Raw genomic sequence first — 15,319 nt, forward strand, 5'->3', positions numbered from 1 at the left:
TTTATTGGAACAAGAAAATCCCCCTAATTACGGGGGATTTTTGGATGGATTTTTTCTATTCTCCTTTCACTGAGAGATTGTAGCTCTGTCCAGCGCTCGTGAGCAATGCATCGACAGGAGCAAGATTCACTTCACCAGAGAGGGTTGCAGAGAGTGAAGTGATGATCTCCCCTGCTTTGATTTGTTTTTTATTGTCTGAGAATTTTACCATGTAGACTCATGGTTCATTCGAGAGAACAGATACACTTGGATCAGACGAAGTGAGTCCGAGAAATGCATCTGGATTCCCAAGGAGAGAAAGTGAGAGCATGTCTACATCATATGCGTCTTTTCCAAGACGAAGATCGATCTGATTTCCTTTTCGTTCCACCATGATATCCGCGGAATAATTCACTGTCTCTTCAGCACCCGCATCGAGTACGTTCGAGAGGAGATATGATTGAGGATTGAGTTGATTCAGACTTGCCACTGCACCGATAGAAAAAGTAAGTGCTATGATAGTTGAATTTGTATATTTGCGGATATTCGCATTACGGTATGATGTAAAAAAATCTTTCATAATAAAGAAAAATACGTATACTTCAGGGAAAATTTTCCCTATCTGGAAATAAAATATTCTGTTCTGAATTTTATCCTATTCTTTTCATTCTGTCAAATTTTCTCTCATTTCATGCACTTGAAATCTTATTTCTTCATCTTGCTCATTATCTTCTGATCCAGTAGCGCCTCTACTCTTCTTCTACTCTACTATATGAGTCCTGAGAAAGATATACAAACCGCGCTGATTCTGATGAGTATCTCTCTTCTGCTTGCGAGTTCGAGCATACTTTCTATGCTGATTTTTTTCGTGAAGAAAATCTACTATCGTGGAGATGTCACAATGTCGACTATGAACGCGAGTCTTCGACAGGCGATCCTTATTACTCTTGGATGATTTATGATGTTCACTCTCTACGTTCTCCATCTTTTCGAGCCAAAACTCATCATGATTGTCTGGGCAGCTGTCGGGTGTCTCGAAGTCATGGCACAAGCAGTCGAATAACCCGATTATTATGAACTATCTTAAACCTTTCAAAAAGCGATCGCTTTTCATCACTTTTATCATCCTTGTATTGATAGGATTCTGAATCTGGTGGTATTTCACTGATATTGCTATTATGTTCGGGAATTATGGAAAAACCCATACCTATATCGATATTTCTTTATCGGTAGTTATGATTCTTGGATTTCCACTTTTCCTGATTGGGATACTCTACAAGGGTATGCTATTCGGACATAGAGAAAATCTCCATCACAAAACAGGAATCGGAACACTCTCAGGAATTATCGGAACTATCATATCAGGATCTTCTTGTTGTGGGCTTACACTTGCATCTTATTTTGGACTCCTTCCACTGATGAGCATGCTTCCCTATTCAGGACTCGAGATCAAGATCCTCGGAACCGCCGGGCTTCTCTGGGCAATCCAGGATACATATAAAAATCTCGAAGTATGTCGAGTGGGAAAGAAAAAATAATATTTATTCCGTCCTCAGTGCATCAATTGGCTTCAATTTCGCGGCCTTGTACGCTGGAAATATCCCGAAAAATAGACCAGTTCCAACAGAGAATGAAAGAGCAAGCAATATCTGGTTTGTCGTAATCACGGGTGTAATTGCGGTAGTTATCGATGTAATCGTAAAGACAATGACATAACTCAAAAAGATACCGATAGCACCTCATACAACTGTCAAAAGTACCGACTCGACGAGAAATTGTTCGATGATATCACGACTCTTGGCACCGATTGCCTTCCGGATTCCGATTTCTTTTGTGCGTTCAGATACAGTCACGAGAAGGATGTTCATCACTCCAATTCCTCCGACGATGAGTGATATTGCGGCGATTCCTCAGAGAAACAGTTTCAATGTGCTCGTGATACTCGAGAGTGTATCGAGTGTATCTTCTTGACTCGAGACTGTGAAGGTTGCATTCGCAGAATCTGCAATTCAGAGAACTTCAAGGAGTTTTTCTGTGACGGCATCTTTGGTTGTGGTCATGTTTTCTTCAGAGTCTACCATGACAGAAATTGAGGAGAGGTATTTTGTTCCTGCAAGAGATATTTCAGCAGTAGTGATTGGTACAAAAACAGCAGAATCAGAACTGTTTCGACCACCAGATCATTTTGACTTTGTGACACCAATAACAGTATAGAGACTATTTCCGATTTTTATCGTCTTCCCGATTGGATCCTCTGTTTCGAAGAGATTTGTTACCACTGTTGGTCCAAGGACTGCCACTTTTTCACGATTATCGACAGCAGATTGTGTGATAAAAGTTCCTGCCGTAACACTCGTATTATTCACGGTTTCATAGTCTGGAGTCACCCCATTGATAATAGCGCTCGTATTATTGTCACTGTAGACCAATTGTTTCGAAGTGTTGATGAGTGGCGCAACTTTGGAAACATGCTCGATTTCCTTGATGATTTCGACATGATCCATCGTAAAAACTTTCGTATTACTTCCACCTATTTGACGGACATTCCCAGAATTTTGACTGCCTGGAGAAATCGTGAGAAGATTTGTTCCCAATGCTGAAACGGTATTTACAATACTACTCGTTGCTCATTCCCCAACAGCAAGTAGAACTACCACAGAAAGAACTCAAATAATAATCCCCAAACTCGAAAGACCAGCTCGCATTTTATTGGCAAGCATATTTCTGAGCGCAAGTTTTGTCGTTCGAAGAAGGTTCATAGGAATAAATAAAAACTATACAATTTCCCCATCAAAAATCTTTACCATTCGCTTTGCGGCTTTTCCGATTTTTTCATCGTGGGTAATCAGAACAATTGTTCGTCCTTCATCATTGAGTGACCGAAATATTTCGAGAACTTCTTGTCCTGTTTTTGAATCCAGTGCTCCTGTTGGCTCATCTGCCAGTAGTACAGAAGGTGCGCCGACAATTGCTCGGGCAATAGAGACACGTTGTTGTTGTCCTCATGACATTTCTGTTGGTCTACTATCATACTTACTCGAAAGTCCAACACGATCCAGTGCTTGTTTCGCAAGACGTTCTTTTTCTGTCGCACCCATTCCTTGATAATCCAATGGCAACATAACTTGTTCCAATGCTGTGAGACGAGGAATGAGATTATATCATTGGAAAATAAAACCAATTTTCTTGCCACGAAATTCTGCTTCATCATTGTCTGTGAGTTTCGAAGTATCATGTTCATCGAGAAAATACTCTCCCGTCGTCGGACGATCGAGAAGCCCGATAATATTCATGAGAGTGGATTTTCCACTTCCTGATGGCCCCATGATGGCAACAAATTCTCCATCTTGAATAGTGAGATTAATTCATTTCAAAATATGAATCGTCTCAATACCAACAACATAGTCTTTCGTGATGTTTTTCAATTCGAGCATAACAAATATTTTTTTGAAGTATTTTCTAGAATCCAGGAGGAGGACCACCCATCCCACCACCCATCATGCCACCGTTACTTGTATTTCTCGTTGAGGTCGAAGATGATGATGTTCTTGTAGTTGTTGAGGTGAAAATAGGAGTGTACGAGATAGTTTCTCAGACTGTCAGTCCTGAGAGTATTTCTGTTTTTCCGTCACTTATGGTTCCGATAGTAACTTCACGTTTCTCTGTTGATGCGTTTATTCCTCGACCTGTCTGAATATTCACATAACTTTTTCCATTTTCTGATGTGATAGCTCCGGAGGGAATCAAGATGACATTTTCTTTGTTGGAAACAATGATGGTGACGGTTGTTGTCATATTAGACATGACATTCACTCACTCTATAGAGACGCCGACTACTGCCGTATATGATACAACACCAGAAGTGATGGTTGGAGTAGCAGATATCGAAGTCACGACTCCGGTGAAGGTCTGAGTTGGGAATGCATCGAGAACTACTCTTGCTTCCATTCACTCTTGTACTTTCACGATGTCGATCTGGTCAAGTGAGAGTTCTATCTTGTAGGTGTCCTTGTTCGCGACGAGGATACCTTCATTCGTTTCAGCACTTTCTCCGACTTTCCATGGGATGTCTTCGACGGTTCCCGAAAAACTCGCGATAATCTGATAGTCCTTCATACCTTCTTTCACTTTTTGGAGCGATATTCTCGCAGATTCAACCTTACTCTTTGCAGAACGAATTTCCGATGTTTTCGGGCCATTGATCAATTCATTATAGCTATATTGATTTTGTGTAATAGTATTTTGCTGACGAGCAATCTCGTTTTGACTCGATATTCGTTTTACTTCCTGATCTTTTTTGAGTTGTTCGAAATCTTGTTCTGCTTTCTTGAGACTGTTTTGTGCACTTACGAGCGATTGTTCTTTCGCGGTAATGGTATTTTTGTCAGAGAGTGCCTGGAGATCATCACTGCCATAATTTTTCAGAGTTGTGTACGTAGAATTGAGAGATGAAAGTTTTGAGGCGAGAGTACTTGCAATGGTTTTGGTATCGCTTTTCGTGGTGTCTAGAGTGTCACTCGACCATGTTGCATTCGCACGAGTCGCATCGAGTTCCTGGAGAATGAGACTCGTGAACTCAGACATATGTGTTGTGAGTGTACGTGCCTGCAGGAGAATATCATTCACAGTATCGAAGTCGGTATTTCCTCCATTATTTCGAATCATATTCACTCCTGTACCGAACGCTGCAACTTCTACAAGAATACTCTGATAGAAAGTATCCGTCTTTCATTTTAGAGTAGCGTTCTGATTACTAATATCCCCATACCAGTCACTGATCTTATCATCTACATATGAAATATCTTCGAGATCACTGAGAATATCTGGTATATCACGATCAATTCCTTCGACAATGAGCCATGTACTTGCCACATCTTTTTCGAGATTATTCGTATCAGTGTCAGTAGAGATATTTTTCTTGGTATATTCGAGTTCAGATTCTGTCAGTTTGACTTTTTCTCTCTGGAGATCGAGATCTGATTGGTTTTGTGCAAGTGTTGCCTTCTGTGAGATCAGAAGATTCGCATATTCCGTTTCCATGAGCTTGAGAGAAGCTTGCGACTCTTCGAGGTTTGCTTTTGCTTTGGCAATATCAGCAGCATCAGCTGGATCAAAAAGCTCATCATATGTTGCTTGTGCATCACTCAGATTCCTCTCAGCACTCTCGAGATCGAGATCTGCCGTACCAGCATCAATCTCAGCAATTACATCATCAGCCACTACAGAATCACCTTCTTTTTTATAAATGACGGAAACGATTCCGTCTTTCGCAAAAGAAAGTGTAGATTCCTCCATAGCAGAAATATTCCCCGTTGCCTTGATCGTAGAGGAGAGGGAGCCAGTAGAAACCGTAATAGTTCGGGCTGTTATTACTCGATCTGTGACAGATTTTTGTGAAAACCAATAGTAGCCTCCTCAACCAATTGCAAGCACCAAGACGCTTACAATAATCTTCTTCTTAAAAGTCATAGAGAAATAAAATTAGAATTTATGACGATAAATATAATATGTCCAGTTTAAGTGAAGTTGAAATATCTCGAAGTTTTCTTTATTTCTCGACTTTTTTCATCTCAAGAATCCGAGCAACTGCAAAAACACGTTCCTCACCACGTTCATGACAATGTGCCACCATGCCGAGATATTTTTTCCCCATGTGTGCCATATCCCCGATGCTAATCGGCGTGATTCGACGATTCGATTTCTCGTCTTTTCCTTTCAGATAGACCATCTCGATATCTTGCCCATCCATAATAGCTGATTCGATAAAATCGATACGATCCTCGCGCGACATTTGTTGCTCTGCTATACGATACTGATAGCGCGTGAGAAAACGCACAATCGCATAATCCATGAAAATATGTCGTTTCTGGATGGGCTTCATGAGAAATAATCCTTCAAATGAACGACAACGAGAAAGCGCCACATAGACTTGTCCGTGTGCGAAAGCACCGTTTCCAATATCCACCACGACATGATCGAACGTTTTTCCCTGAGACTTATGAATCGTGATAGCCCACGCGAGCTTCAGAGGAAATTGAGTGAAAGTACCTGCCACCTTCATCGTCGGTACACCCGTGATATCATCCTGCGCGTACTCATACATCTCCCATTCGAACGGCGTCACATTCACGGTTTCTCCATCATCTTTCGTGACTTCGAGATAATCCTCTCCTTCTTCATCTTTTTTGAATCCTGCGATGCGACCGATTGTTCCATTCACCCAACGACCGCGCGTATCATTCGCGACGAACATCACTTGCGCACCAATTTTTAATATCAGATGAAGTTCTGTCGGGAGATTTTTGGAATCGAAATGTCATTCTGTATAGCCGTCGAATGTCCGATGAAGTCCTGGAAGATTCCCGAGTCTTTCCGAATTCATCGTCTCTGCACTCGCATTGGTAGTCGTGAGTGTAATAGAAAAACCTTCACCCGATTCATGGCGAACTGGAAGTACTTTTCCGATGAGTCGCTCATTCAGAAGCTCTATGTCATTCTGCTCCACACTGTTATTGCGAATTTTATTGAGAAGGCCGATAAATGCATTGTCTCGCTGACGGTAAATATTCTCGAACTCGACGAAATCCATATCGAATGCCCCGTCCGTCATCACAAATGCATCGAAAAAATACGGACTCTTGTATCGTTCCATGAAAATTGGCTTCTCAGCGGAAGTGAGTACTGGTGGAAGTTGATAGAGATCCCCGATAAATACCATCTGAATACCACCAAATGGAATATGTCTCATCCCTTCACGATTGATACGAAGCGTGACATCGACCAGATCTAGGATATCCGCTCTCACCATGGAAATCTCGTCGATAATGATGGTATCGATTTTCGCAAAAAGCTCCTTATTCTTCTTCGAAGGCTTGATATCCTCTGGTGTCGTATGTGGCTTCCATCCGAAGAAGGAATGAATCGTCACCCCATGGATATTGAGCGCTGCTACTCCGGTCGGTGCAAGTACGACGACTTTTTTCTTCGTATGCAAGCGGAAATACTCGAGAAAGGTCGACTTCCCCGTTCCAGCACGACCCGTGAGAAAAACATTTCGCGATGTTGTATCGAGGAGCTGGAAAGCCTTCTGGAATGTAGGATTGAGGTCGAGTGACATAATGGTCATGAGTATATGGAAAATGAGAAAATCCAGAAAAGAAAAATCCCCTCGAATTGAGAGGAAATCTGAGATTTCAGAAATTGAGAATACGGTAAATTACCGTGAAGGTGGAAATCCAGCAAAATCATCATCTAATCTTTGATAGAAAGATAATCTATACTGTGCAACTCTGTTATCCAATGTAATACTCCCATTAAGACTTAGTCCATTCTCAATTCTTCAGCGAATAGTAGTATAAATCTCTTGTAACCTTCATTGAAGTGTCTGTAGCTTTGAATCATCTGGATCAAGTTCTTGGATATCAGAATGAATAGATACAGCATTGCTCGACTGAATGATCCCATCCAACATTTGTTCTCTCTCAGGTACCCAAACAATTGGAGCATTCCCTCGCCTTGCATCAATATGATTCCCATCTCGTGAATGGATAGTACGAAAAGTATATGCAACAATCTGTGGATATTTCTCGAGAAGACGATCAGTAAATCGAGGATTCTTATTATTTCCGATTGCCATGATAACCGAATCTTCTGGTAAGACTCCAAATTGCCTTTTAGCAATATTCATTCCAGTAAAGATATGAGTTTGTTGTGACATATTCTATAAATAATAAATAGTAATAATTACTATATACCATATTAAAATATGTCAAGTTATTTTCTTACCGTGCAGTGTAGTCATTTTCGATTAACCTCATTCGCAATACTCACCAATTTTTCTTCTGTAAAACTGGAACCAACAAAACTCAGATCAAGAACCTCTCCAGGACGATAGTTCTGGAGATAATATGCTTTCGCACCCTGAATATATGATGCTATCTCGAGAATATCTTCCTGAGAATGTACACCATCAATTACCGTCGTACGAAATTCATAATCAGGAGCGGAATCAATAATAAGCTTTATACTTTCCTGATATTTCGAAATCTCAATATCTCTTCCCGTAATCTCCTGATATTTACTCCAAATATGCTTCACATCCATAGCAACATAATCGATAAGATTTTTTTCAAGAAGATGAGCGAGTATTTCTGGATGACTCCCGTTCGTATCGAGCTTCACGAGGAATCCAAGCTCCTTGATCCGCCGACAGAAATCAGGTAAATCCTGATGCATCGTCGGCTCTCCGCCACAGATAGAAACCGCGTCGAGAATCCCTTGTCGCTTCTTGAGAAAGTCGAAGAACTCTCGTTCCTCCAGAAAAGATGCCTTGATAGAGAGAAGTTTCTCAGGAAGCACGAATTCTGGATTGTGACAGAATCCACAGCGAAGATTGCATCCGGGAGTGAAGACGACACAAGCGACTTTTCCCGGATAATCAAGAAGTGAGAGCTTCTGAAGTCCAGATACTAACATGCGCACGCTTGGTTACTCATACTCTCTTTCTCATCGAAATACTTCCGCGTGTAGAACTCGGATTTTTTTCCTTTGTTGAACTGTGTTACTGGGCGATAGTAACCCATGACACGAGTGTAGATCTCACAGCGAGTTCGCTCGATCTTGTTGCCATTGGCATCGAAGAAGTGGTCCATAGAAAAGAGGGGTGAAAGAGTAAGAATTTGAAAATGTATAGGTATTCTTCCTTATGCAAATTTTTCGTATTTGTCAGTGCAGATTTCTGTGAAGAAATGCAAACTGTTTGAGTGAGGTACGAACGAGTTTTTGCATTTTAGGAAATCAAACTCGTACAAATACCAAAATGAAGCATGGAAGATTTGGAAAGATTTTTGGTACTTTTGGTCTCACAAAAGTACGCTCAGATTCAGAAATACTGGATTGCTTCATTCTTCGCAATGACAGGAACTTTATAGCAAGATTGTTTCGAGTTCCTGTTTTTTCTCAGCATCCGCCGTGTATGGGGCTCGGGCATTCATATCGAATTTCTGACCAGTGAATCCGATCTCTGCATCACATTTCGGACAAAAATCATGCTCTCCATTGACGTAGCCATGCTTCGGACAGATGGAGAATGTCGGTGTCACTGTGATATATGGGAGCTGGTAGTTCTCGATCACTTTTCGTATGAAGTTCTTGCACGCCGTAGCATCAGAAATTCGCTCTCCCATGTAGAGATGTAGAACCGTTCCTCCGGTATACTTGCACTGGAGATCATTCTGATAGTCGAGCGCTTCGAAGGCATCGTCTGTGAAGTTCACAGGAATCTGTGTCGAATTCGTGTAGTATGGATTCACTTCCGTCCCTGCCTGGAACATTTCTGGATGCTGACGCTTGTCTTCACGGGCAAATCGGTAGGTCGTTCCCTCTGCGGGTGTTGCTTCGAGGTTGTACATGTTTCCTGTTTCTTCTTGATATTGTTTCAGAACTTCTCGCATCATGTCGAGAATCTCAGTGGCGAATGCGCGACCGAAGTCTGTGGTGATATCTTCCTTCCCGTTTGTGAAGTTCATGATCGCTTCATTCATCCCATTGAGCCCAATCGTAGAAAAATGGTTTCGGAAGGAACGAAGATACCGGTAGGTGTATGGATAGAGTCACTTTCCGAGCCACTCAGAGAGCACCTTACGCTTGATCTCGAGGGAGGTTTTCGCGAGATCCATGAGCTCATAGACTCGGAGTTTGAATCCTTCTTTATCGCCTCTATGGAGGTATCCGATACGCGCCATATTAATAGTCACCACTCCAATAGAACCGGTCATTTCTGCAGAACCGAAGAGTCCATTTCCTCGCTTCATGAGTTCTCTGAGATCGAGCTGGAGACGGCAACACATCGATCGTACCGCTCCTGGCTTGTAGGCATCAGGATTCTCGACGCGCATCATATTCCCATTCTTATCAGGAACTCGCTTGTACTGAGAACCGATGAAGTTCTGGAAGTATGGGAGTCCGTATTTCGCCGTCACATCGAAGAGTGAATTCACTGCCTCGCTTTCCCATGGAAAATCTGGAGTGATATTGTACGTCGGGATTGGGAATGTGAAGGCTCGTCCACGATAGTCCCCTTCACTGTAGACCTGGAGAAGTGCTCGATTCACTACCTCACGTTCCCTATCGAGTTCTCCATAGGTTTTCGAGTAAAGTCACTTCTCATATCCTCCGAGATGGAGTGCTTTATCGGTAAGGTCTTCTGGACATGACCAATCGAGTGTAATATTCGTGAATGGTGTCTGCGTTCCCCACCTGGATGGGACATTAAGCCCAAAAACGAAATTCTGCATCTGTTGAAGTACATAATTATACGTCTTGTCTTCGATATATTTTTCCTTCATTGCTTCGCTCGGGAAACTCATCTGATTCTTCTCGATATCCTCTCGGATCTCCTCACTGTACTTGTGCACAAATGGTGAGAGGTAAGTATCGAATGATGAGAATGCTTGAGCTCCTGCCCACTCATTCTGGAGTGTGCCAAGGAAGTTAATCATCTGATTCACGGCAGCCTGGAGGTTTTTTGGCGGTGCGGATTCGATACGGTTCGGCATACCATTGAACCCTTCTTCGAGAAGTTGTCTCAGGCTCCATCCGGCACAGTATCCACAGAACATATCGAGATCATGGATGTGATAGTCTCCATTTCGGTGCGCATTCCCGACTTCTTTCGGATAGATATGTGAGAGCCAATAACTCGCTGTCATCTTTCCTGAGGTATTCAGGATAAGTCCTCCGAGAGAGTATCCAGAATTCGCATTCGCATTCACGCGCCAATCGCTCTTCTCGAGGTATTCTTCGAGCGTCTTCCCCACTTCGAGCATGATCTGTGTATCGTCTCGTGCCTCGGTTCGCTTTGCTCGATAGAGGATATAGGCCTTTGCGACGGTATCATGCTCATGCTTGATGAGGACTTCTTCGATAATATCCTGAATCTGTTCCACTGTTGGGATATCATCTCCGTGACGAAATTCTGTCAAATCCACCACCTCATCCACCATGTTCGGAAGCGTCGAAAAATCACTCCCACCAACCGCTCGAATTGCTTTTTCTATTGCGAATTCTATCTTGATCCGCTCGAATGTTACGATGGTACTATTTCGTTTTTTTATCTTGTAGATTGCCATAACACAAAAAGAGTAAATTAAAATTATCAATATATAGTTACTCAAGCTAACTAACAAACACAATATATAGTTTATATGATGAAAAAGCAATTCATTTTCGAAAAAAGTCGACCATTTTTCTGGATCGACTTTTTCGCGGAGTATGAGGAAGCCACGTATCAGCTATTTGGACTTTCTCTATTTCTCTACTGAAATATACTCTCTCTTTATTTTAATAACACAATATATTGATACTTATTATCATAATAGAACACAATATATTGATAAATAACCTAACCATTAAAAAAACCGGAAATACGCCTTCGGAAACGAAAGTCCGAAATCGATGAAGTTTTTCTTGAATTCCGTATATCATTTCTGTTCGTTCGGTCCTCACTTCTGTCGGAGTTGATCGAAAGAGAGATACTTGACACCTCGCGCAAGAGAATCCTTGTACCATTCATCGATAAGGCCTGTACCTCACTGTATCGGATATGCATCCTTACCAGTAAATGCTGAGAGATGTACGGAATGATCTCCGTTGAAGTCATGCACAGAAAGTCCTGCAACCGCTTTTCCAGAAGTATCATAACAGAGCCATTGTCGAATACTTTCTCCACCAATAGAAGTGATTTTTTTGTAGTACGAAATATAGTCGCTTTTGTACCAATGTTTCACTTTTGTCGCACGAAATGCTTCTACATATTCAGCTGCTGATACTGCCTTTACAACACCTCCAGAAACAAGGAATTTCTTGCGAGCACGTCGAGCACGTTCGTTCCATTTTTTCGGATAGTTCTCATCTTCGAGAAGTGAATATCCCGTCTCTTGAAAATGATCTGTGAGATAGAGTCGTCTCCATCATTTTGGTGCTTCGGTGCGAGAATATGGTATCCATGCGATCATCCCATGCTTCACGCCAAGCGTCGAACGAAGCATCTCAATATCTGGTTCCACATCCGTTCGTTCATACTTGATAATAGCCACCGTATTGCCGAAAAGTTTTTTCTTCCAAGCAAATTGAGGTGGATGATTGATATCAAAAGTGGTGAGTCCACATGACTCGAGGTATTTTCGATATGTTGCTGAACCAGTACGGTGATAGTAGAAATCCTTCGGATATTCGTGGGGTTGGAGTTGAATCATGTTGAGACTATAACAGAATCAGAAAAGAAAAGCAAAAGTTGAAACTATTTCCCATACGTTTTCTTCGGAAGTGTAATTTTTCATTCCCATTCTTTTCTCTGAGAAATCGACTTTTCTGCAGCATCTTGTTCAGCTTTTTTCTTGCTCGTTCATTTTCCTTGACCAAGAATAACGGTTCCCAGTGTTGCATCGATAATATACGTCTTGTTGTGATCTGCTCCTTCCTCTGCAATAACGGTATATACTGGAATAATTCCCCAGAGAGCTTGGGTAATTTCCTGGAGGTATGATTTCGGATCGACATAGAGTCCATTCTCGAGAATATGATCGAGTGTCGAGAAAATATGTTTCTGAATAAAAGCATCGGCAATCTCAAATCCCTGATCGAGATACAGCGCTCCGATCAATGCTTCCAGCGTATTCGCGAGAATATAGGCATTTTCTTGTCCACCAGCAAGTGATTCCCCTCGAGAAAGCTGAATTGCTTCTGTAACAGTCAAACGCTTCGCTATCTCTGCGAGATTACGTCCACGTACGAGCGCAGAACGAATATCTGTGAGTTCCCCTTCTGGTTTTTCTGGGAAATGAAAAAAGAGTGCCCTCGTCACAGAAAGTTCAAGAACAGCATCACCGAGATATTCGAGTCGCTCATTGGATTCAGAATAGCCTGTCTGTGATTCATTCAGAACCGAACGATGCACACAAGCAAGCACATAAAGAGATATATCTTTCGGCTGTATCTGAAGCGAAGTGAGAAGCGATTCTACCTTCGATTCAAACACATCTCGATCAAAACGAAGAGAAGTGCGGGTCATAATAAAAAATTAGGACTAAAAGGGATTTATTTAAATACTCGAAACTTTACATTTTTCTTTTCTGCAAGGATTTTCTCGCGTTCCTTCAGAAATGTAGAAAGTGCACCATTGATGAATCCTTTTCCATGATCATCGGAAAAACGTTTCGCAAGCTCAATTGCTTCATTCACACTGACCGATTCAGGAATACCAAGATTCTGCGCATACAGAATCTCAGAAAGTGCAATCATCAGAATCAATATATGAAGTACTGGCATCGTTGCCAGATCAAACTTCGGAGCAAGATGACTGATAATCGAGAGAAGTTCTGCTTCATGTGGCAAAATCACACCTTCAAGCATATCGACATATGAGTACTCAAAAGAATCAGGAGTATCCCCCTGAAAGAAACTCTCCGTGAAAGTTGCACGATCATAAGAAGAACCGAGCTCTGCGCGAGCATAGAGAGCCTGAAGAAGATACTCACGAGTACGACGACGAGAAACCATAACCAAAGCTTTAGAAAATAAGTCCCATTCTGGAAAACAAAAAGAAGCCTAAAAGCTTCTCTTTTGTCGTATTAGGCACGAATTTTTGTAGGAGTCTTCCCTTTTCCTGTTCGGATAGAGATAACTTTTCGTCCCTTGTATTCACCAGTAATTGGAGATGCAAAGTGAGAAAGAGCTGTTGCTTCACCTGCTTCATTGTATTGAAGTGATACAAGATCCTTAAGACGTTTTGCATTGAGCTTGAGCCAAGCAGAATAACGCTTTTTTCCGCGAACTTTTGAGAGTTGTTGCTGAGGAGAGATAGTCATAAGAAGAATTATTAATAATTAATAATTAATAATTAAGGAACTCTATAGTGTTCATTGTTAATTATTAATCGTTCATTGTTTACACAACCGAAACGTAAATATCACGATATACACGCCCGTCGAAACGAGTACGACGCTTCTCTTGGAAGCTCACTACACCATCACGAACTGCGAAAAGTGTGAAATCATCACCCTGAGCAACTCCATTACCAGCCCAGAAAGTATTTCCTTTCTGACGAATAATGATGTTTCCAGAAAATGCTGGTTGTCCACCGTAGATCTTTACGCCAAGTCTTTTGGCAACCGAGTCACGACCATTGGCGGTCGAACCCATCGCTTTTTTATGAGCCATATCCTATAATTGTTAATTTTTAATTACTAATTTGTTAATTATTGACTATCTGTTGTTTGCAAAACGAGCAAATGCCTTGTTCGCCTCAGCCATCTTGTAGACATCAAGTTTTTTCTTGACAGCTGTACCAGTTTCAGTAGCAGCATCGATAAACTCTTGTGCAAGGAAGTGAGAGAAATCTTTTCCACTCTTTCCACGAGCTGCCGCAAGAATCCAACGAGATGCAAGAGCAAATGAACGTCCTGGAGGAACTTCAGTTGGTACTTGGTAGATAGCACCACCAACGCGCTTTGGACGACATTCGATCTTTGGCATAGTATTATCAATTGCCTTGTCGAATACTTCCTCAGGATTTGTATATCCCTTTTCACGGAGGATATCAAAAGTCTGATTCAGAATCTTAAACGCGAGAGTTTTTTTACCTTCTTTCATGACATAGTTCACGAACTTTGAGAGTCGTTCGTTCTTTGTTGTGAATGCTACGCTTCCTTTTGTACTCATAATTGAGAGATTAATAGTTTAATAGTTTATTGATTTTTGGTTTTGTCATTCTCCGAAGGAGAATCCCTTTTTATAACTGGATTGCCACGCTTCGCTCGCAATGACAAAGACCACCTATATCTATTTCTTTGCCTTTGGTTTCTTAGTACCGTAAAGGCTTCGTCCTTGTCCACGCTTATCAACACCCTGACAGTCGAGAACACCACGTACGATATGGTATCGTACACCTGGAAGATCCTTCACACGACCACCACGAAGCATAACCACTGAGTGTTCTTGAAGATTGTGTCCTTCACCTCCGATATATGATATAACCTCATAACCGTTTGTGAGACGAACCTTTGCTACCTTTCGGAGGGCAGAGTTTGGCTTTTTTGGAGTACTTGTATACACCTTGAGACAAACACCACGACGCTGTGGAGCAGAAAGTGGGCTCATTTCTTTTTTCAAAGTATTTTTGTTGAACTGAAGAGCTGGAGATTTACTCTTGCGAGTTTTATCTTTTCGCTTCTTGTGAACAAGTTGATTGATAGTAGGCATAAATAAAGTTATAAGTTATGAGTTATGAGCTATGAGATGCTTAAGAAATTACATCTTATATCTCATATCTTATCGTTTCTAG

18 protein-coding genes are annotated in these 15,319 nt (G+C 41.6%); 2 read left to right on the forward strand and 16 right to left on the reverse strand.

The genetic code is table 25. The features are described 5' to 3' along the window. Positions 1–55 precede the first annotated feature (55 nt). On the reverse strand, positions 56–559 hold the full coding sequence (locus PHY14_02430) for a hypothetical protein (GenBank protein ID MDD2693764.1): 504 nt from the start codon (positions 557–559) through the stop codon (positions 56–58). 111 nt (positions 560–670) lie between these two features. On the opposite strand from PHY14_02430, the gene PHY14_02435 reads away from it, so the two are divergent. Together PHY14_02435 and PHY14_02440 are read left to right on the forward strand one after the other, a co-directional pair. Continuing rightward, the gene (locus PHY14_02435; protein ID MDD2693765.1) at positions 671–1,042 is read left to right on the forward strand and encodes a hypothetical protein; all 372 of its coding nucleotides are present in this window, start codon (positions 671–673) and stop codon (positions 1,040–1,042) included. 10 nt (positions 1,043–1,052) lie between these two features. After that, entirely contained in the window at positions 1,053–1,517 is a 465-nt protein-coding gene (locus PHY14_02440) for a hypothetical protein (protein MDD2693766.1), read from the forward strand. A 3-nt stretch (positions 1,518–1,520) separates the two neighbouring features. Here PHY14_02440 and PHY14_02445 read toward each other — a convergent pair whose 3' ends face one another. The 15 genes from PHY14_02445 to rpsL form a co-directional block, all read right to left on the reverse strand. Next, on the reverse strand, positions 1,521–2,738 hold the full coding sequence (locus PHY14_02445) for an ABC transporter permease (GenBank protein ID MDD2693767.1): 1,218 nt from the start codon (positions 2,736–2,738) through the stop codon (positions 1,521–1,523). Between the two features lie 15 nt (positions 2,739–2,753). Next, on the reverse strand, positions 2,754–3,413 hold the full coding sequence (locus PHY14_02450; GenBank protein MDD2693768.1) for an ABC transporter ATP-binding protein: 660 nt from the start codon (positions 3,411–3,413) through the stop codon (positions 2,754–2,756). A gap of 25 nt (positions 3,414–3,438) precedes the next feature. After that, positions 3,439–5,448 carry an HlyD family efflux transporter periplasmic adaptor subunit gene (locus tag PHY14_02455; GenBank protein MDD2693769.1) on the reverse strand — a complete coding sequence of 670 codons (2,010 nt, stop codon included), beginning with the start codon at positions 5,446–5,448 and terminating at the stop codon, positions 3,439–3,441. Positions 5,449–5,527: 79 nt separating this feature from the next. Further along, complete coding sequence (locus tag PHY14_02460) at positions 5,528–7,096, reverse strand: AAA family ATPase (protein MDD2693770.1); 1,569 nt, start codon at positions 7,094–7,096, stop codon at positions 5,528–5,530. Positions 7,097–7,195: 99 nt separating this feature from the next. Continuing rightward, the gene (locus PHY14_02465) at positions 7,196–7,696 is read right to left on the reverse strand and encodes a hypothetical protein (GenBank protein MDD2693771.1); all 501 of its coding nucleotides are present in this window, start codon (positions 7,694–7,696) and stop codon (positions 7,196–7,198) included. 56 nt (positions 7,697–7,752) lie between these two features. After that, the gene (locus PHY14_02470) at positions 7,753–8,454 is read right to left on the reverse strand and encodes an anaerobic ribonucleoside-triphosphate reductase activating protein (protein ID MDD2693772.1); all 702 of its coding nucleotides are present in this window, start codon (positions 8,452–8,454) and stop codon (positions 7,753–7,755) included. Next, complete coding sequence (locus PHY14_02475; protein MDD2693773.1) at positions 8,448–8,630, reverse strand: anaerobic ribonucleoside-triphosphate reductase; 183 nt, start codon at positions 8,628–8,630, stop codon at positions 8,448–8,450. The genes PHY14_02470 and PHY14_02475 overlap by 7 nt, the downstream gene beginning before the upstream one ends. Positions 8,631–8,903: 273 nt before the next feature. Beyond that, on the reverse strand, positions 8,904–11,108 hold the full coding sequence (locus PHY14_02480; protein MDD2693774.1) for a ribonucleoside triphosphate reductase: 2,205 nt from the start codon (positions 11,106–11,108) through the stop codon (positions 8,904–8,906). A gap of 279 nt (positions 11,109–11,387) precedes the next feature. After that, a complete protein-coding gene (locus PHY14_02485; GenBank protein ID MDD2693775.1) occupies positions 11,388–12,233 on the reverse strand; it encodes a hypothetical protein in 846 nt (281 codons plus the stop codon). Positions 12,234–12,277: 44 nt separating this feature from the next. Continuing rightward, the gene (gene rnc, locus PHY14_02490) at positions 12,278–13,048 is read right to left on the reverse strand and encodes a ribonuclease III (GenBank protein MDD2693776.1); all 771 of its coding nucleotides are present in this window, start codon (positions 13,046–13,048) and stop codon (positions 12,278–12,280) included. A 26-nt stretch (positions 13,049–13,074) separates the two neighbouring features. Beyond that, on the reverse strand, positions 13,075–13,536 hold the full coding sequence (locus tag PHY14_02495; GenBank protein ID MDD2693777.1) for a transcription antitermination factor NusB: 462 nt from the start codon (positions 13,534–13,536) through the stop codon (positions 13,075–13,077). Between the two features lie 71 nt (positions 13,537–13,607). Continuing rightward, on the reverse strand, positions 13,608–13,844 hold the full coding sequence (locus tag PHY14_02500; GenBank protein MDD2693778.1) for a 50S ribosomal protein L32: 237 nt from the start codon (positions 13,842–13,844) through the stop codon (positions 13,608–13,610). Between the two features lie 79 nt (positions 13,845–13,923). Beyond that, the gene (rpmA, locus tag PHY14_02505; protein ID MDD2693779.1) at positions 13,924–14,196 is read right to left on the reverse strand and encodes a 50S ribosomal protein L27; all 273 of its coding nucleotides are present in this window, start codon (positions 14,194–14,196) and stop codon (positions 13,924–13,926) included. Between the two features lie 45 nt (positions 14,197–14,241). Further along, positions 14,242–14,697 (reverse strand): 30S ribosomal protein S7, encoded by a 456-nt coding sequence (rpsG, locus tag PHY14_02510; protein MDD2693780.1) that lies wholly within the window; start codon positions 14,695–14,697, stop codon positions 14,242–14,244. Between the two features lie 120 nt (positions 14,698–14,817). Continuing rightward, on the reverse strand, positions 14,818–15,237 hold the full coding sequence (gene rpsL / locus PHY14_02515) for a 30S ribosomal protein S12 (protein ID MDD2693781.1): 420 nt from the start codon (positions 15,235–15,237) through the stop codon (positions 14,818–14,820). Between the last annotated feature and the right edge of the window lie 82 nt (positions 15,238–15,319).

The sequence above is a fragment of the Candidatus Gracilibacteria bacterium genome (assembly GCA_028687475.1).
Taxonomy (GTDB): domain Bacteria; phylum Patescibacteriota; class Gracilibacteria; order BD1-5; family UBA2023; genus STC-74.